Source organism: Hyalangium ruber (assembly GCF_034259325.1).
GTDB classification, from domain to species: domain Bacteria; phylum Myxococcota; class Myxococcia; order Myxococcales; family Myxococcaceae; genus Hyalangium_A; species Hyalangium_A rubrum.
The window spans coordinates 353317-369792 of sequence record NZ_JAXIVS010000002.1 but is presented as its reverse complement, the minus strand read 5'-3'; the positions used below and the strand labels follow the sequence as shown (position 1 = coordinate 369792).

Sequence of the window (16476 nt, the reverse complement as noted above, 5' to 3'; positions counted from 1 at the left end):
GGTGTTGGAGAGACGCGCTATCTGGGAGCAGAGGTTGGCTGGCGTCCCGGCAAGAAGATGGGGATGTAACATCCCCCCTGGTACACGTAGCCGGTCCCCGGGCAGTCATCGACCTCGAGGTCCACCTTCCACCAGCATCCACCGTTGAGGGCGATCTGATGCTTGATGCATCGGCCCTTCCCGTCCGGCTTGCGCTGTCCTGGCAGAGGCTGTTTGGGAATCTCCAAGGCGATGGCTTCCCGGTTGGGCACATTCGAGGAGGCAGCGGAAGCGCTCAGCGCGGTGTCCCCGACCGAGGTGGCCCTCTTCGCATCGTGCGCCATCGAGGGGTACTCCTCAGTGCGCACCGAGCCTGGCTCGGCGGGCCACAGCCACAGAGCTCCCACCGCTGTGAGCCAGGGCAGCCATCTTCGGACCCTGGACACCACGGTTCGGGCGGGTTCCTCGGCCTGTCGCTGCTCTCCGTGGTCGTGCGCGGTGGCATCTGCCTGTGCGGCCTCGGGGGCCCGCGTCTCCCGCTCGAACAGCGGCGCATCCGCCGAGGGTCCGGCATGTGCCACGCCGCGCTCCATCGCCTCGGCCAGCTCGCCCGCGGTGCCACGCTCCGCTGGCTGTACCGACAGCATGCGCAGGATGAGCGCGTTGAGCTGCGCATCCACCCGAGGGTTGAGCTGCCTCGGAGGCCGAGGACCGCCGCCCCCGGGCCGCCAGCATCGTCCCTCCTCCAAGTGGGGGTTGGTGAAGGGCGGGTACTCATTCGTTACCAACCGGTAGGCCATGACGCCCAGGGAGAAGACATCATCCGCCGGCCGAGCCAGCGCGGGGGAGGTGGCCAGCGGTCCCGCGCTCTGGATGGAGTACCAGGCCTCGGGACTGCGGTAGGCCGGGGTACCGGGCAGCATGGGCAGGGGTGTCAGTCGCGAGGCGCCGGAGAAGTACCCCGAGCCGAAGTCCGTGAGGAACAGCCGACCATCCGTGGGTCGCACCAGCACATTGGTGCCCTTGATGTCTCGATGCACGCCGCTCACCTCGTGGGTGGCTTGAAGCGCGCGCGCTGCCTGGGCCAGCAGTCCCAGCACCTGGCGCGAGGAGGGATTGCGCGCCGCGGCCCATGCGTACAGCGACACCCCCTCCACCCATTCCATGACGAGGTAGGGATGAAGCCGGCCCACCGGGTGCCGCCACCATCCCGCATCGAGCAACCGGGGCACGCCCGGGTGGCGGATGCGACAGAGCAGCTCCACTTCGCGCTCGAAGCGCGGATCTCTCGGGTAGATGGCCAGCTTGAGGGCCGCGAGCTCCACGTCCGCGCTGACGGCGGAGTAGACCGCGCCGTAGGTGCCCCGGCCGCGAAGCGCGCTCAGCCTCCAGTTCCCGATGCGCGTACCGGACCGCAAGGCGTCCGGGCCTGCTTCCACCATCAGTGAAGGTGTGTCCATGAAGCCCTGCCCATCCGGGAGACCTGCATCCGTCCGGATCGATCCTACCTTGTAGGTCGCAAATGAAACACCCTCCCGAAGGCTCTCCTCACCGAGCTGTCTGGTTGTCAGACAGGTTTGCCCAGCGCTCTCCAAGAGCCGGTGCTTCCGTCCGGGTGGGAGTCCGGAGAACTGGTAGGCTCCGAGGCCCACGCGCTCTCCCAGGATTCTTCCGGAATGTCTCAGGCCGCACGCACCTTCGATCCTTCCTCCGTGGACATGGACGGCTTCCATCGCGAGCTGAAGGCCATGCGAGAGCAGGTGGATGCCTCGCTCGGCGAGGCGGACCTGGCACACCTGAGGAAGATCGAGCGCTGGGGCCGGCTGGCCACGGTGCTGGGCGTGGCCACGTGCTGGCTGGCGCCCAACCCGCTGAGCGCGGCGGCGATGAGCCTGGGACGCTCCACGCGCTGGCTGCTCATGCACCACGTGGGGCATCGCGGCTATGACCGGGTGCCGGGTACGCCGGTGGCGCGCACGAGCAAGGGCTTCGCGCGCGGGCGGCGTCGTGCCCTCGACTGGCTGGACTGGATGCTCCCGGAGGCATGGGTCTACGAGCACAACGTCCTGCACCACTCGCACACGGGCGAGGATGCGGATCCGGACCTGCTGGAGCGCAACGCGGAAACCACCTTGCGCAACCCGCGCCAGCCGCTGGCCCTGCGCTACGTGCAGCTGGTGCTGTTGGCGCTCACGTGGCGTGCCAGCTACTACGCGCCGGAGACGCTGAGCGCGCTGCGCCGCAAGGGCCGGCGGCAGGGCTCCTCGATGACGCGCGCCGAGAAGTGGGAGCTGGTGTGGAAGTGCTACGCGCCCTACGCGGCGTTCTACTTCGTGCTCTTCCCTGCGCTGTTCCTGCCGCTGGGACTGTGGGCGGCGTTCAGCGTGCTGTGCAACTCGGTGCTGGCGGACTTGCTGACCAGCGTTCACACCTTCCTGGTGGTGGGGCCGAACCACACGGGCGAGGACCTGTACCGCTTCGATGAGGCGCCCGAGAGCCGGGGTGCGCGCTTCGTGCAGCAGGTGATTGGCAGCGCGAACTACCGGACGGGCGGGGACCTGAACGACTTCGCGCACCTGTGGCTGAACTACCAGATCGAGCACCACATCTGGCCGGACCTGCCGATGCTCAAGTACCGCGAGGTGCAGCCGAAGGTGCGGGCGTTGTGCGAGAAGTACGGCGTGCCCTACGTGCAGGAGAGCGTCTGGACGCGGGTGCGCAAGATGGTGGACGTGGTGCTGGGTAAGGCCTCGATGCGGAGGCTCACGCCGGGGAGAGCGGTGTCATCCGCGCTCCCGTCGGAAGAGGGCGCCGCGCTCCCCGCGCTGCCCACGGTGGCTCAGTAGTCCCGGGGGTCCACGGGGCTACTCCTTCTCCAAGGCAGCGAGTTCAGCGTCAATCTCCGCCGAGCGTTGGTCGTGAGCAGCGGCAGCTTCAGGATCGGCGAGACGCCAATGCTGCTCGGACCAGCAATAGGCGTCGCGGGCGTGAGGCAGCGCATCGTCATGGAGCGATGCGAAGGCGGCGCTGGCTTCCGCATGTACCGCCTCCAGCACCTGGCGCATCGAGCCGCGTGCGCCTGCGGCTCGAAGAACCGAATGGTGTGCCCTGTCCACGGAGGCAAACAGCGCGTTCATGTGAAAGGCCAGCTGGGTCCGGGAATCTTCGAGCGAGGTACAGGCGCTGACCTCGGAGGGGATGTCGAAGTTCGCGGTGCCTTCAGCGCCGGGTTTCCATTCCGGAACGCTCTCCGGTGTGCGGGTGAGCAGGTGGCCAGCCAGTTCCATGGCACGTCGAGCATGGTCCTTGGCATGGTGGTGGACTGCTCCATAGAGAGTGAAGAGCTCTTCATGGAGCTGATGGGATTCGCCCCGGATACCCAGTAGCGGCTTCAGCTCCTGGAGTTTCTGAAGGGTGTCGCGCGAATCCCCATGCAGTTCCTGGAGATGGAACTTCAGTTCAAACCAGGGTTCATCATTAGGGAGATCTGGGAGCAGCATCTGTGCCGTGAAGGGATCTTCCATCGCTGTCTATTCGCCCGGGAGAAGCTTCACGAGCATGCCCGGGTTACGGAGCAGGCAGCATTCATGGGTGTTCGTACAGGCCACCTGGGCCAGTTCGAGCTTCGACTCTTGAGCCTTGGCGCTCAGGCTCCACAAGACGGCCAGCAGAGTGGCAACCCAACGCATGAGCCCTCCGGGACAAGAAATTCTGGCATGGGCTTCAGTAGTCCTGGGAAGTGCGGCGCTATTCCGTGTCTCCGGCACGTCATCATCGTCTCCCTCCAGGGTGAAGCCGCGCATCCCACCCACGCGACACCGAACGCTTCTTTGCGGTGTTGGTGAGTAGCGGAAGGAAGTGCTGCGCAGGGGTGAACACTCAGGTGGCGCGCTTTCCAGCCGTCCTTACTTTTAACGCCCGGATTGGGTCGGGGCTGTGTGGGGCGTGTGGGGGGAGCGGTATGGAAGAGACAGCGTGGAATCTCGAGCCGGTCTCCGGTGTCCAACCGGATGTGCATGACGCGCTCGACACAGACTTGGATGCCTACCTGGACCGCGAGCTGTTCATCCAGCCCGCGACGGAGGTGAAGCCCGCGACGGTGGAAAAGCCTGCGGAGCTCCTCCATGGCGTGCTCGCGCTGGCGGCCGAAGAGGAGCAGTGGCTGCGCACGCTCCCCGCTCCAGAGGAGCCCGCGGAGAACTCGAAGGACCTCGAGAGCGGCGACTGTCTGGTTCCGGAGCACCTGAAGCCCAAGCCGTCGCCGGTGGTGAGCGCTGCCGCTCCTGTCGCGTCGCCCGTGCCCCAGGCGACTCTGCCCGGGCTGGCGATGATGCCGCTCCCGGAGCAGCCGTGGAGCCCGCCCATGGCGCCTGTGGCCGTGGCGCCCGAGCCTGTCCACCGCTCGCGGTGGCTCGTCGCGGGGGCCTTGGTCGGCGCGGGGGTCGTCGGTGTACTCGCGGCGGGTCTGCTGTGGATGTCTCCCTCCTCGCTGACCGAGCGTGCGGAGGTGACGCCCGTACCGGTCGCGCCTGCCCCCGAGTCCGTTCTCTTCGTGGAGAACTCGCCACTCCCGCGCCAGTCGGAGCCGACGCTGGTGGACTGGAGCGAGAGCGCTCAGGGCGTGGTGGGGGTCTCCGCGGGAGCGCTTCCGGGCCCCGTGGTGCCTGGGCAGGAGCTTGCCCCGCAGGTGTCCGCGCCGCCCGTCATCGTGCCGGAGGTGCCCGTGAGCATCCCTCCCGCGGAGGTGGCGCGGACCTCGGAGCCCGAGCCCGCGAGCGTGAAGGCGGAGCCCGTCGCGCCGCGTGAGCCCGTGCAGGCCCGCAGGGTACCCGCCGAGCCGAGGCCGCAGCCTCGTCGTCTCATCGAGGATCCGTCCCTCGCGGAGGCGGAGGAGGAGCCGCCCTTCATCGCGCAGCAGCAGCCGGCGCCAGCTCCAGTCGCGGTGGCGAAGGCCACTCCCGCGTCGCCGGCCCCGCGCAAGAAGGACGGGTACTCGGAATACGATGAGGAGTTCGCGCGGGAGCTGGGCTTCACGGATGACGCGCCCGCCCACGCGCCGGAGTCAAAGGGACCGAAGGCGGTCTACATCCCGCCAGCGCCTGGCGTGAACCTCCCGGAGAAGCTCACGCCGCAGGACATCCAGCAGGTGGTGGTGGCCAATCAGCCGGCCATCGTCTCGTGCCTCCGGCGCTTCAAGGACTCGGTGCCCGAGGGCAGCGGAGGCAAGTTCGTGATGCGGTGGTTCGTCCACGCGGACGGCTCCACCTACGGGACGATGATGGAGACCTCGGCCCTGCGTGGCACCCCGCTGGCGACGTGCCTCGAGGGACTGGTGCGCGGCTGGAAGTTCCCGAAGCACCGCGTGCAGCAGCAGGAGCCGGTCCGCTTCCCCTTCACCTTCTGACCTCCCTCTCCCCGTGGGAGAGGGGCCGGGTGAGGGTTTGGCTGGCTGCCTGCCTCACACTGGATATGTTCCCGCTGACCTGGGGTTGAACCCAGGTCACGTATGAGTGAACCGGCCTCCGGGGACATACAGCTCAAGTTCTGCCACCGCTGCCTCCTCCGGCTGCGGACGGAGGCTGGGGGCATCGATCTGCCGCGCCGCATCCGCGAGACTTTGGCCGCGCACGGGCTGCGGGAGCGCACGCGCCTGGGGCCCACGGGGTGTCTGGGCTACTGCCCCGTGGGACTCGTCAGCGTGATGGTGCGTCGAGAAGAGGCGCTCGACGACACGCACGTGACGCTCATCGACCCGGAGCGCGACGGGGAGGACCTCGTCGAGCACTTGAGGCGAGCAGTGCCGCTTTGAGCAGGGCCTCCACCATGGGCACGCGGCTCGCCTTGCCCGTGCCCGCCAGCGCGTACGCGGTGCCGTGGTCCGGCGAGGTGCGCGGCACCGGCAGCCCCAGCGTCACGTTCACCGTGCGCTCGAAGTCCAGCGCCTTGGCCGGGATGAGCCCCTGGTCGTGGTACATCGCCAGCACCGCGTCGTAGCCGATGGCATCCGGTCGCGCGAAGAGCCCGTCCGCCGGCACCGGTCCGTGCGCATCCACCTTCGCCGCGCGAGCCTTGCGGATGGCCGGGGAGATGATCTCCACCTCCTCGCGTCCCAGCAGCCCGCCCTCGCCCGCGTGCGGGTTGAGCCCCAGCACGGCGATGCGCGGGCGGCGCCCCACCACCGGCGCCAGCTCGCGGGACATCAGCCGGAGCTGCTCGGTGAGCTTCTCCACCGTGAGCAGCTTCGGCAGCGCGGACAGGGGCACGTGGTTGGTGGCCAGCGCGATGCGCACCCGGGGCCCGTCCATCAGCATCATCACCTCGGCGCCGAACGCCTCGGCGAGCACCTCCGTGTGCCCCATGAACGGAATGCCCGCGCGGGAGATCTGCTCCTTGGACACCGGCGCCGTACACAGCGCGTCCACGTGCCCCGCGCGCGCCGCCGCGATGGCCGCCATGACATAGGCGTACTGCGCCCGGCCACCCTCCCGCGTGGGCTTGCCGGGCACGCGCTCCTTCTCGGCCAGCGCCGTCACTGCGCACACCGTGGGCCCGGTTACCCGGCCCAGCGTCTCCGGCGTGGCGCGCGCGTACTTTCGGAAGAGGGGGAAGCGCTCCAGCGTCGGCCCATCGCCGAACACCACCGGCACCAGCGCCCGGCGGACTCGCGGGAGCGCGAGCGCTCCAGCAGTCACCTCCGGGCCGATGCCCGACACATCCCCCAGGGAGATGCCCACGATGGGGAGCCGCATGGATGAACTCCTCACGGGGCGCTGGGCCCTCAGATCTTCACTTCGATGACGGCCTTCTTGCGCAGCTCCTGCACGTACTGGTCGACGAACTTCTCCGTCTTCTGCTGCCGCAGCTCCGCCTCCAGCTTGCCGCGCATCTCCTCATAGGGGGTGACACCCACCGCGCGCCGCTCCTCCACCTTCAGCACGTGCCAGCCGAAGTTGGTGCGGATGGGCTCGCTCACCTCGCCCGTCTTCAGCGCGAACGCCGCCTTCTCGAACGCCGGCACCATCACCCCGCGCTTGAAGAAGCCCAGGTCGCCGCCATCCGCCGCGCTCGGGCCCTCGCTGCGCGCCTTCGCCAGCGACGAGAAGTCCATGCCCGGACGACGCGCCTCCGCGGCAATCGCCTCCGCCTTCTTGCGCCCCTCCTCCACCTGCTCCGGCGTCGCCTTCGGGTCCACCGTCACCAGGATGTGGCGCGCGTGGACCTCGTACTCATCGCCCTCGACCTTCGAGTACTGCGCATAGGCGGCCTTCAGGTCCTCCTCGGACACCTTGATCTTCGAGGACACCTTCATCTGCATCAGCCGGCCGCGGGCGATCTGCTTGCCCAGGAACTCGCGGTAGCTCTTGAGCGTGTAGCCCTCGCGCGACAGCAGCTCGGCGAACTGGGTCGCGTCCGTCACCCCGTTCTGCTTCTGCACGTCCTTCATCGCCTCTTCGACTTCCGCCGACGTCACCGAGAGCCCCAGCTCGCGGATCTCCGCCTCGATGAGCTTGTCGGCGATGAGCACATCCAGCGCCTGCTTGAGGATCTGCGCCCGTTGGTCCGCGCGCCGCTTCGCGTCCCGCTCGTTGGCCACCCGCGCCAGCTCCGGCGCCGCGCGCTGCTGCACCTCGGACAGGGCGATGATGTCGCGGTTCACCACCGCGGCCACCTTGTCCACCATCTCCGCGCGCGCCACGCCGCTCCACACGAGCACGACCGCCGCGATGACTCCCAGCTTCGTCTTCATCTCGTCCCTCGTTCTCTATTTCGATGCCGCGCGCGGCGCCGGCCGCCCGCGGATGGCCTGCAGCGTGGGCTCGTTCACCCAGATCTTCGCCTTGGCCTGCAATTCCTTCTCGAAGCTCTCTTGCGCCTCGGCCTGCTTGAGCTTCACGATCCGCCCCTCCACCTGCGAGCGCACCTCGGTGAAGTCCTTCTTGCGCGCGGCCTTGAACTCGATGACCCGGAACAGGTGGTAGCCGTACTCGGTGGACACCACGTCCGACACCTGCCCGGGGCGCATGGCGAACACCACCGCGTCGAACGCCGGCGGCATCTGCCCGCGCGGGAAGAAGCCCAGGTCCCCGCCCACCTTCGCGTCCGCGCTCAGCGAGTAGCGGCGCGCCAGGTCCGCGAACTTCTTGCCCGCCCGGAGCTGCGCCTGCACCCGCCGGGCCTCGTCCATGTCCTTCACCACGATTTGCGCGGCGTGGACCTGCTCGGGCTCGTTGAACTCCGTCTCATGGGCCGCATAGTAGGCGCGCAGCTCCTCCTCCGTGACGGCCACGCGCGAGTACACGTGGTTGGCGAACAGCTTCTCGATGAGCAGCCGCTGGGACTCCCGGGCGCGCAGCTCCGCCAGCGAGAGCTGCCCCTGCGTCAGCACGTCGCTGAAGTTGTCGGTGGGGTAGTCCCCCGACAGCCGCAGCATCCGCCGGTCCACCTCCTCGGGGGTGACGGCGAGGTTGTGCTGCTTGGCCTCCTGGAGGAGCAGCATGCGCTTCACCAGCGTGTCCAGCAGGGCGCGCTTGTAGGGCTCCACCTCCTCGGGGGTGCGCTCCGGGGCCTCGGCGGAGGCCAGCTCGCGCCCCAGCTCCTGCTCGAACTCGGCCCGGCTCAGCACCTCGCCGTTCACCGTGGCCACCACGTTGGCGTCCGGCTCCTGCTGAGGGGGCTTCGTACACCCCACGGCCCCCAGCGTCAGGGCCAGCGCGAGCAGACAGGAGCGGGTCGGGAAGAGGCGCATGCAGGCTTTCCTGTACGAAGGACGCGGCGGAAGGGCAACGGGGGAAGCGGCTCTCTCGGTGGGCAGGCGGGCCGTCATGGCGTGCCTCCGCCCGGAGAGTAGGGGGCCGGCACCGTCCCCGGCATCGGCCCCGAGGGCGCGCGCATGGGCGCCTGCAGGTCCACGGACACCCGGCCGAGCGCCGCCTCGTCGAGTGTGAGCTGCTGGCGGCGGGCCACGGACTCCAGGAAGTCCGCCCAGGCCCGCGTCTGCTTCTCGTTGCGCAGCCGCTGGGTGAGCTGCTCGCGCATATCCTCCAGTGAGAGGTTCACCGCGGGCTGCCGCCCCTGGAGCTTGAGGATGTGGAAGCCAGCCTCGGTCTGCACCGGACCCGCCACCGTGCCGGACTCGGTGAGGCCCCGCACCGCCTCGAGCAGCTCGGGCCCGTAGGCGCGCGCGAGCGCCTCGTCGGACAGGAAGCGCATGTCCCCATCCAGCGGCTGGGTGCGCGGCTCCTGGCTGTGCTCGCGCGCCAGCTTGCCGAAGGCGCCGAAGTCCAGCGGTGGCAGGGCGCGGGCCTGGGCCAGCAGCGCCTCGGCCTGGGGGCGCGCGGCGGCCACCTGCGCGGCGTCCGTCCGGGGCGCGGCCAGGAAGACATGGGAGAGGCGCACCTGGGCCGGCCGCACGAAGTCTCCGCGCTGGCGCTCGTAGGCCTCGGCCACCTCGGCGTCGGTGACGGTGATGTCGGTCTGCTCGAGCTGCTGGCGCATCAGCCGGCTCACCAGCGCGCGCTTGAAGCTGGCCACCACCTCGGCGTCCTCGTGCAGCCCGCGCGCGAGCGCCTCCTGGACCAGCATCTCGAAGCGGGCCACGCTCTCCACGTACTCCCGCCGGGCCGCGGGCGTCTGGTAGCGCTCGCGCAGCGCGGGGCTCATCTCCAGCAGGCGCTGCTCCAGGGCCTCGGCGGTGAACACGTCCCCCTGCCAGCGGGCCACCGGGGTGGCGCTGCCCTCCTTATAAGGAGTGTGCCGCACGTCCACCACGGCATGCCCGGGCGCTGGAGCGCGCTCGCACGCGGCGAGCGTCAGCGGCAGCAGCAGCAGCAAGGGGCGGCGGGCGGGCATGGAGACGGCGCTCGGGGTAGCACGGCGAGCGGGTCCGGACAACAAGCGGTGGGCTCAGGCCCGGGTCGCGTGCGCGCTGAGGAACGTCTCCACCAGCGGGAAGATTTCGTCTGGCGCCCGGCGGCCGAGCACCAGGTCCGCGTGCCCGTAGTCCTCGGCGAAGCCGTGGGCCCTTCCGGCGATGACGAGCTTCACCGGCCCGCCCAGGTGCTCCTTGGCCCGCGCCACCGCCATGGGCGGGGCCAGCAAGTCTCGGCTGCCGGCCAGCAGCAGGAAGGGCATGCGCGCCTCGGCCAGCGGCACCCGGTAGTCGAAGCTCCCGTCATGGGAGGTGAAGGCGTTGGTGGAGATCCACCGGGCGAACTGGCGCCCCACGCCCCCGGAGATGTCCGCCGGCACGTTGGCCAGCGCCTTTCGAATCACCTCCGGGTCCATGTTGTCGGCGAGGATCATGTACCGGGTCATCGGCCCCGGCGGCGCGCCGAAGAAGGCGAGGCTCGTAATACGCCGGGTGGGGATGCTCTTGAGCCGCAGCAGCGGCTCGATGCGGCCGATGAAGTGGCGCAGGCCCGGCTGCACCGCGAAGGTGAAGGGGCTGCCCAGCGCCGCCGCCGCGCGCACGGGCGCCTGGGGGTTGCGCGCCAGGTGGGCGAACAGCGTGAGGCCTCCCTTGGAGTGGCCCACCCAGAGCACCTGCTTGGGGCCCGTGGACAGCACGGTGCGCAGCGCGGCGCGCACGTCGTGCTCGGCCTGATCATCGAAAGTGAACTCTCCGCACTCGCCCGCCAGCCCTCGGCCGCGCAGCTCCAGCACCCAGGCCTCGAAGCCCGCCCGCGCCAGGTAGCGGGCCATGCTGTAGCGCTCGTCGAAGTCCAGGTGGAAGCGGTTGGCCCCCAGCCCGTGGCAGAGGATGACCGGCTCGGCGTAACGGCGTTCCCCCCGCGGGTGGTAGCGCCCCAGGGCGATGGCCGCCCCGTCATCCGTCGGGACGCGGTACAGCTCGTCCGGTTGGAAGGTCAGGGACAGCAACCCCTCCCCCCCGCGATTCACCGCTCGGGAGAAGAGCTCCGCCATCCGCATCAGCCTCGGGGCCGCCTGGGGTCGCCTCACATTGCAAACCTTAAGCCCCCGGCACGTCGGACGCCTTGTTGAAAAGTGAGCAACCGTGTGGGTCGGCAGGCCGGTTGCAGAACCCCTCCGTATCCAAGGCTCGGAGGCCATTGAGATGCGGCAGCAAGGAACGAAGAAGGAAACCGCAGCATCCGCCACTGTCACCGTTTTACCCACAGATACACTCCTGTGTGCCCTGCGGGTCATGGAGGCGCACCACCTGCGGCTCCTGCCTGTCGTGGAGGAGACGGGTGTGCTGCTGGGGCTGGTGAGCGAGGCGCACATTCTTCAGGCCTGGGGGGAGGGGCCGCTCCAGCCCGTCTCGGAGGTGATGGCCGAGTGTGGCTTTCCCTGGGCACCCGAGGAGGAGGACGAGCTGGAGGCCGTGCGGCTGTTGCGGGCGGCGCAGCTCTTGGAGGGGCGGGGGCGGGCCAGCGGCACCTGAGCGGCGCGCCGTTGCGGTACAGTGGCGCGCGTGTCGGACGCTTCGGGCGGTTGGACCGTCTACATGCTGCGCTGCGGTGACGGGACGCTGTACACCGGCGCGACCAACGACTTGGAGCGCCGGGTGGCCACCCACGGCCGGGGCCGTGGCGCCGCCTACACGCGGGCGCGCCTGCCGGTGACGCTGGTGTGGAGCGAGCCCGCCCTGGACCGGAGCGCCGCCCTGCGCCGGGAAGCCGCGCTCAAGCGCCTGACCCGCGCCGAGAAGCTGCGGTTGATTGCCCCGCCGCGCGCCCGAGCCAAGGCCTCCGCGCGGGCCCGGCGCGCCCCCGCCACCCCCTAGCCCGAGGCGTCCTTTTCGCGGGCCCGGAGTGGGGGGCTCGATCGCCTGGCAGGGGAGCTTTCGGCTGTGTTTTCAATGGCTTGACGCTCCTGTCTCCCCATGAGATTGGATTTTGCTCGTATCGCGGCAATAGAGCGAATTCCGTGTCCTCTCCCATCCTGCCCCCTGGCATGAGCGCCAACACGAAGCGGCAGAAGCAGCGGTTGATGGGACTGCTGTTCCTGATGATTCTGCCCTTCTGGGCGGTGGACGTGCTGGCGGTGCTGCCGCGCGTGCCGTGGGACACGCTGGCCATCCGGGTGACGTGGGCGGTGCTCTCGGTGGGGGTCATGCTGGGGCTGAAGGCGCTGAGGGTGCAGCGGCCAGGAGTGAGCTGGGCCATCACGGCGCTGCTGTTGCCCAACCTGTCGCTGAGCCTGATCATCTGGCGGTTGGGCGGCAGCCAGAGCGCGGTGTTCGCCTGGTTCTGCGCGATGCCGCTGATGGGCATCACCCTGTCGCTGGGCAGCGTGCGGCGTTCGCTGGTGGGCTCGGGGATGAGCCTGGCGGCGGCGCTGACGATTCTCGTGCTGGAGGGCCGGCCCGCGACGGTGGTGGGGATGTGGGGGCTGCTGATCACCTGCGCGGGGCTGCTGGCGGTGCAGTCCTCGGGGTTCTACACGAAGCTGCAGCAGGCGCGCTCGAAGGCGGAGGAGGACCGGCAGCAGACGCGGGAGGCGCTGGAGGCCACGCAGACGCGGGCGCAGGAGGCGGACCGGCTGGCACAGGTGGGGCGGCTGGCGGCGGGGGTGGCGCACGAGGTGAACAACCCGCTGGCCTTCATCCAGGCGAACCTGCGCTTCCTGCAGGAGGAGCTGCCGCGCGAGGGGAGCTCGCGCGAGGAGTGCCTGGAGGCGCTGAAGGAGACGCAGGCGGGGGTGGTGCGCATCCAGCAGATCGTCCAGGACCTGACGGCGCTGGCGCGCGGGGGCGCGGAGACGCAGCCGCGCGAGCTGGGCAGTTGCCCGCTGTCGATGGTCATCGAGGAGAGCATGCGGGTGGCCTCGGTGCGGCTGAAGCGGCTGGCGGTGGAGGTGGAGGTGCCGACGGGGGTGCCGGCGGTGCGGGCGGACGCGCGGCAGTTGGGGCAGGTGCTGCTCAACCTGTTGTTGAACGCGGCGGACGCGCTGGAGGAGTCGCGGGTGGAGCGGCCGAAGGTGGCGCTGCGGGTGCAGGCGCGGGAGCAGCGGGTGTGGCTGGTGCTGGAGGACAACGGGCCGGGGTTTCCGGCCGAGCACCTGTCGCGGCTGTTCACGCCGTTCTTCACGACGAAGGCGAAGGGGAAGGGGACGGGGCTGGGGTTGGCGTTGTCGCGTCAGTACGTGGAGGGCTTTGGCGGCTCGCTGCGAGCGGAGAACCGGCCGGAGGGCGGGGCGCGCTTCACGGTGGAGTTGCTGTCGGCCTGACGCGGGGCTCGGGGTAACGTGCGGGCACGTTCGAGGGGAGGCCGGTTCATGCTCGCATCGTGTACACGCTGGGGTGTCACGGCGTTGTGGGTGGGGATGCTGGGGACGGGGTGTGGAGGGTTCAACGAGTCACCGGTGGTGACCGTGGGCCCGCTGGTGTCCGACAACGACGTGCTGTCCGGGACGGAGGTGGCGATGCGCCTCACGGTGACGGACAAGGAGAACGACGACATCACCTATCTGTGGATGCAGACGCCGGAGGAGCCGGCGGGGACCTACAGCGACACGCACGTGCGAGAGCCGCATTGGACAGCGCCGGAGGTGACGACGCCGACGGAGTTCACGCTGAAGGTCTACATCCAGGATGGCGAGGGCGGCTCGCTGCTGAGCGCGACGTTCATCCGCGTGAGCCCACGGCGATAGCGGGCGCGGGGACTCGGTCTCGGATCAGACCGCGGTGGGCGAGGGCGGCGTGGCCGACAGCGCGCGCTGCTTCTTGGCCCGGGCGCGGATGAAGAAGATGCTCAGCACCAGGAACACCGCCGCGCCGATGCCCGAGCCGATGAACTGGGCGCGGACGAGCTGACTTGTCACATCGCGCACCACCTGCGGCAGGTTGCACATCGTCTGCGAGGCCAGCGGCGTGGAGTTGTACCACTCCATGAACGAGGGCGCGGCGAACGTGGCCACCAGGTTGCCGAGGAAGGCTCCCGCGAGCATGAAGGTGAGCACCGTCTTGAGCTTGTCCATGGCGTGGGCACCTCGGGTAGGGGGCGACTGAGCGTCATTTATATGCGCACGGGGCCGCCGCAAAGCCCGGACCGTGTTATCTGTGTCCCACCGTGCCGCTCCTGCCGCTCGCCGCCCTCTTCGGGCTCGTCACCTTCGTCTGCGCCGCCTTCCTTCTGGTCCACGCGTTCCGTCGCAGCGTGGGCACCGGGATGATGGTGCTGCTCATTCCCTTCTACATCCTCTTCTACGCCTTCAGTCAGTTCGAGCACCCGCGCAAGAACCTCATCCTCGCGGGCTTCTTCGGCTGCTCCCTGCTGGCCGCGGTGTTCCTGGGCATCGGCGCTCACGGCCTGTCCATGCTGACCTTCGGCATGCCTCCGGAGTACTGAGCCCGTCGGGCTCGGGAGCTGGCCCATCCTCACGCCTGAGTCCGCCAGCCCCCGCTGCGCCAGGCACCCGGAAGCCGCGGCGGTGGCCTCCTGCGCGCGCTGCGGCACCTTCCTGTGCGGTGACTGCACGGAGGTCATGGACGAGGCCGCCCACTGCGCCGACTGCGTCGCGCGGCTGAGGCTCCACGGAAAGCCCTCCCGCAGGGTGCAGGGCCTTATCGGACTGGGCATCGCCGGCATCCTCAGCTTCCCGTTGATGTGCGGACTGCCTCCGGTGTTCAGCCTCGTGGTGGCGGCGCTGGGCCTGTGGCTGCCCACGCGCGAGCTGGACCGCATCCGCCGGGGCGAGGGCCCTCTGCGCGGCATGCGGCAGGCGAAGGTGGCGCGGTGGCTGGCGGGGACGAACCTGCTGATGGTGCTGCTGTGGCTCGGAGTCTTCCTCTACAGCTGGTACTCCGGCACGGTGGACTGAGCGCCGCTCACACGCCGCGCGCGGCGGGGTCCCACATGTACTTGTGCATCTGGAGCTGGAAGCGCACCGGCAGCCGGTCCTCGATTACCCACTCGGCCAGCTCGCGCGGGTGGAGCTTGTCGAACACGGTGGAGAACAGCGTCCCGTAGGGCTTCTCCAGCAGCCGGTGCTCGGCGATGAGCGCCTTGCTCCACTCGTAGTCCTCGCGGCTGCCGATGACGAACTTCAGCTCGTCACGCGCGTTCATCGAGAGGAAGTTGCGGTAGTCGTTGCGGTCGCTCTCGCCCGAGGAGGGCGTCTTCACGTCGACGATTTTGTGGACCTCGGGAGGCACGAGCCGCACGTCGATGGCGCCGCTCGTCTCGAGCAGCACGGTGAGCCCCTCCGCGAGCAGGGCCTCCATGAGCGGGTACACGCCGGGCTGGAGCAGGGGCTCGCCGCCCGTCACCTCGACCAGCGGGGAGCGCAGGGCCTTCACCTGGGCCACCACCTCCGCGTTCTTCATGCGGTTGCCGCCCCGGAAGGCGAACTCGCTGTCGCAGTAGGTGCAGCGCAGGTGGCAGCCGGTGAGCCGCACGAAGGAGCACAGCAGCCCGGCGTGAGAGGACTCTCCCTGGACGGAGAGGTAGATCTCCTTCACCACCACGGAGTCAGCGGTGGGATGGCGGTGGGGCTCGATGTGGGGACGCGCGGCGGGCATGGCAGTGAGCGGGGCGCTTTAATCGCGCGGGTGCGAGGGCGCAAGAGCGGGGTCCAATCCCGCCCAACACCCCAGGGGCTCCGAGGCGTCCCACGTCCACCGGGCGAGCGCTCCACCACCCTCCTGCTCTCCGAGTGCGCTCATGGCCCCGAGGAGCCGGAGCTCCCCTTCACCCGCTCGATGAACGAATCGATGAGGTGGCGGGCAATGCTCAATCGGGGAGGGATGCGCGGCAGGTTGTCGGCGGTGAACCACAAGGCCTCGGCGATCTCTTTGCCATCCACGCGCACCTCGCCGCCCGCGTACTCGGCGGTGAAGCCCACCATGAGCGAGCGCCCGAAGGGCCACGGCTGGCTGCCGAAGTAGCGCAGGTCCTTCAACTCCACGCCGACCTCCTCGCGCACCTCGCGCACCACGCACTCCTCCAGCGACTCGCCAGGATCCACGAAGCCCGCCAGCGTGCTGAAGAAGGGCTCGGGGAAGGTGGCGTTGCGCGCCAGCAGCATCGTGTCACCCCGAGTGATGAGCACGATGACCGCCGGTGCGATGCGCGGGTAGAACGGGGTGTGACACGTAGGGCAGCGCCGCGCGCGCTCTCCGGGCACCAGGCTGGTGGGCTGGCCGCAGCGGCCACAGAAGCGGTGGGTAACGTCCCACTCGGCGATGGCCAGCGCCCGGCCCGCGACGGCGAAGAGCGCCTCGTCTACCTTCCGGTACAAGGTGCGCGCCTGCACCAGCTTCATGCCCTCGGGAGGTTCCTGGCCCTTCGGGTAGGGGGCGGTGTAGCAGTCCACCCCATCCAGGGTGCCCAGGAAGTGTGCTCCCTCGGCGAGCGAGGGCAGCGAGGCCCCGGTGGGAATGCCGACGGTGCCCTCTCGTTCCTGAACGAGCAGGTCCATTCCATGGGCGGCGAAGAGCAGGGCGCCTTCGCGCCCGCGGGCGGGAGGCTCATGGCCAGGGACGAAGCGAGGAGAGCTCACAGGCACTCACGTTACCGAAGACCCCGGCCGCTT

Annotated in this window: 19 protein-coding genes; 9 read left to right on the top strand and 10 right to left on the bottom strand. The window is 69.5% G+C overall.

What is annotated here, in order from left to right:
• Positions 1-17: 17 nt before the first annotated feature.
• Positions 18-1439 (bottom strand): serine/threonine protein kinase, encoded by a 1422-nt coding sequence (locus SYV04_RS06560; RefSeq protein WP_321544757.1) that lies wholly within the window; start codon positions 1437-1439, stop codon positions 18-20.
• A gap of 216 nt (positions 1440-1655) precedes the next feature.
• Between SYV04_RS06560 and SYV04_RS06555 the strand changes: the two genes are divergently transcribed.
• A complete protein-coding gene (locus SYV04_RS06555) occupies positions 1656-2825 on the top strand; it encodes a fatty acid desaturase family protein (RefSeq protein WP_321544756.1) in 1170 nt (389 codons plus the stop codon).
• Positions 2826-2843: 18 nt separating this feature from the next.
• Here SYV04_RS06555 and SYV04_RS06550 read toward each other — a convergent pair whose 3' ends face one another.
• Positions 2844-3503: a hypothetical protein gene (locus SYV04_RS06550; protein WP_321544755.1), complete on the bottom strand. Its 660-nt coding sequence runs from the start codon at positions 3501-3503 to the stop codon at positions 2844-2846.
• A gap of 437 nt (positions 3504-3940) precedes the next feature.
• Between SYV04_RS06550 and SYV04_RS06545 the strand changes: the two genes are divergently transcribed.
• The gene (locus tag SYV04_RS06545; protein ID WP_321544754.1) at positions 3941-5383 is read left to right on the top strand and encodes an AgmX/PglI C-terminal domain-containing protein; all 1443 of its coding nucleotides are present in this window, start codon (positions 3941-3943) and stop codon (positions 5381-5383) included.
• A gap of 102 nt (positions 5384-5485) precedes the next feature.
• On the top strand, positions 5486-5788 hold the full coding sequence (locus SYV04_RS06540; protein ID WP_321544753.1) for a hypothetical protein: 303 nt from the start codon (positions 5486-5488) through the stop codon (positions 5786-5788).
• On the opposite strand, the gene pdxA is transcribed toward SYV04_RS06540, so the two are convergent.
• The 5 genes from pdxA to SYV04_RS06515 all read right to left on the bottom strand — a co-directional run bounded on the left by pdxA (position 5724) and on the right by SYV04_RS06515 (position 10902).
• The gene (pdxA, locus tag SYV04_RS06535) at positions 5724-6728 is read right to left on the bottom strand and encodes a 4-hydroxythreonine-4-phosphate dehydrogenase PdxA (protein ID WP_321544752.1); all 1005 of its coding nucleotides are present in this window, start codon (positions 6726-6728) and stop codon (positions 5724-5726) included. The genes SYV04_RS06540 and pdxA overlap by 65 nt on opposite strands.
• A 29-nt stretch (positions 6729-6757) precedes the next feature.
• On the bottom strand, positions 6758-7726 hold the full coding sequence (locus tag SYV04_RS06530) for a peptidylprolyl isomerase (protein WP_321544751.1): 969 nt from the start codon (positions 7724-7726) through the stop codon (positions 6758-6760).
• A gap of 15 nt (positions 7727-7741) precedes the next feature.
• Positions 7742-8725, bottom strand: a complete 984-nt coding sequence (locus SYV04_RS06525) for a peptidylprolyl isomerase (protein ID WP_321544750.1) — start codon at positions 8723-8725, stop codon at positions 7742-7744.
• 74 nt (positions 8726-8799) lie between these two features.
• Positions 8800-9828, bottom strand: coding sequence for a peptidylprolyl isomerase (locus SYV04_RS06520; RefSeq protein WP_321544749.1), 1029 nt, complete (start codon positions 9826-9828; stop codon positions 8800-8802).
• 54 nt (positions 9829-9882) lie between these two features.
• Entirely contained in the window at positions 9883-10902 is a 1020-nt protein-coding gene (locus SYV04_RS06515; protein WP_321544748.1) for an alpha/beta hydrolase, read from the bottom strand.
• A 151-nt stretch (positions 10903-11053) separates the two neighbouring features.
• Between SYV04_RS06515 and SYV04_RS06510 the strand changes: the two genes are divergently transcribed.
• The 4 genes from SYV04_RS06510 (at position 11054) to SYV04_RS06495 (ending at position 13593) form a co-directional block, all read left to right on the top strand.
• Positions 11054-11383: a CBS domain-containing protein gene (locus tag SYV04_RS06510; protein ID WP_321544747.1), complete on the top strand. Its 330-nt coding sequence runs from the start codon at positions 11054-11056 to the stop codon at positions 11381-11383.
• A 63-nt stretch (positions 11384-11446) separates the two neighbouring features.
• Positions 11447-11725 carry a GIY-YIG nuclease family protein gene (locus SYV04_RS06505; RefSeq protein ID WP_321545232.1) on the top strand — a complete coding sequence of 93 codons (279 nt, stop codon included), beginning with the start codon at positions 11447-11449 and terminating at the stop codon, positions 11723-11725.
• A 143-nt stretch (positions 11726-11868) separates the two neighbouring features.
• Positions 11869-13170 carry a sensor histidine kinase gene (locus SYV04_RS06500; protein ID WP_321544746.1) on the top strand — a complete coding sequence of 434 codons (1302 nt, stop codon included), beginning with the start codon at positions 11869-11871 and terminating at the stop codon, positions 13168-13170.
• Between the two features lie 48 nt (positions 13171-13218).
• Positions 13219-13593 (top strand): hypothetical protein, encoded by a 375-nt coding sequence (locus SYV04_RS06495; RefSeq protein ID WP_321544745.1) that lies wholly within the window; start codon positions 13219-13221, stop codon positions 13591-13593.
• Between the two features lie 24 nt (positions 13594-13617).
• On the opposite strand, the gene SYV04_RS06490 is transcribed toward SYV04_RS06495, so the two are convergent.
• On the bottom strand, positions 13618-13920 hold the full coding sequence (locus SYV04_RS06490; protein WP_321544744.1) for a hypothetical protein: 303 nt from the start codon (positions 13918-13920) through the stop codon (positions 13618-13620).
• A gap of 92 nt (positions 13921-14012) precedes the next feature.
• Between SYV04_RS06490 and SYV04_RS06485 the strand changes: the two genes are divergently transcribed.
• Together SYV04_RS06485 and SYV04_RS06480 are read left to right on the top strand one after the other, a co-directional pair.
• Entirely contained in the window at positions 14013-14291 is a 279-nt protein-coding gene (locus SYV04_RS06485) for a hypothetical protein (RefSeq protein ID WP_321544743.1), read from the top strand.
• Positions 14292-14373: 82 nt separating this feature from the next.
• Positions 14374-14763, top strand: coding sequence for a hypothetical protein (locus SYV04_RS06480; protein WP_321544742.1), 390 nt, complete (start codon positions 14374-14376; stop codon positions 14761-14763).
• Positions 14764-14770: 7 nt separating this feature from the next.
• Here the strand turns inward: SYV04_RS06480 and SYV04_RS06475 are convergent, their stop codons facing one another.
• Positions 14771-15463 (bottom strand): radical SAM protein, encoded by a 693-nt coding sequence (locus SYV04_RS06475; protein WP_321544741.1) that lies wholly within the window; start codon positions 15461-15463, stop codon positions 14771-14773.
• A 140-nt stretch (positions 15464-15603) separates the two neighbouring features.
• The gene (gene nudC / locus SYV04_RS06470; RefSeq protein ID WP_321544740.1) at positions 15604-16443 is read right to left on the bottom strand and encodes an NAD(+) diphosphatase; all 840 of its coding nucleotides are present in this window, start codon (positions 16441-16443) and stop codon (positions 15604-15606) included.
• Positions 16444-16476: the final 33 nt, after the last annotated feature.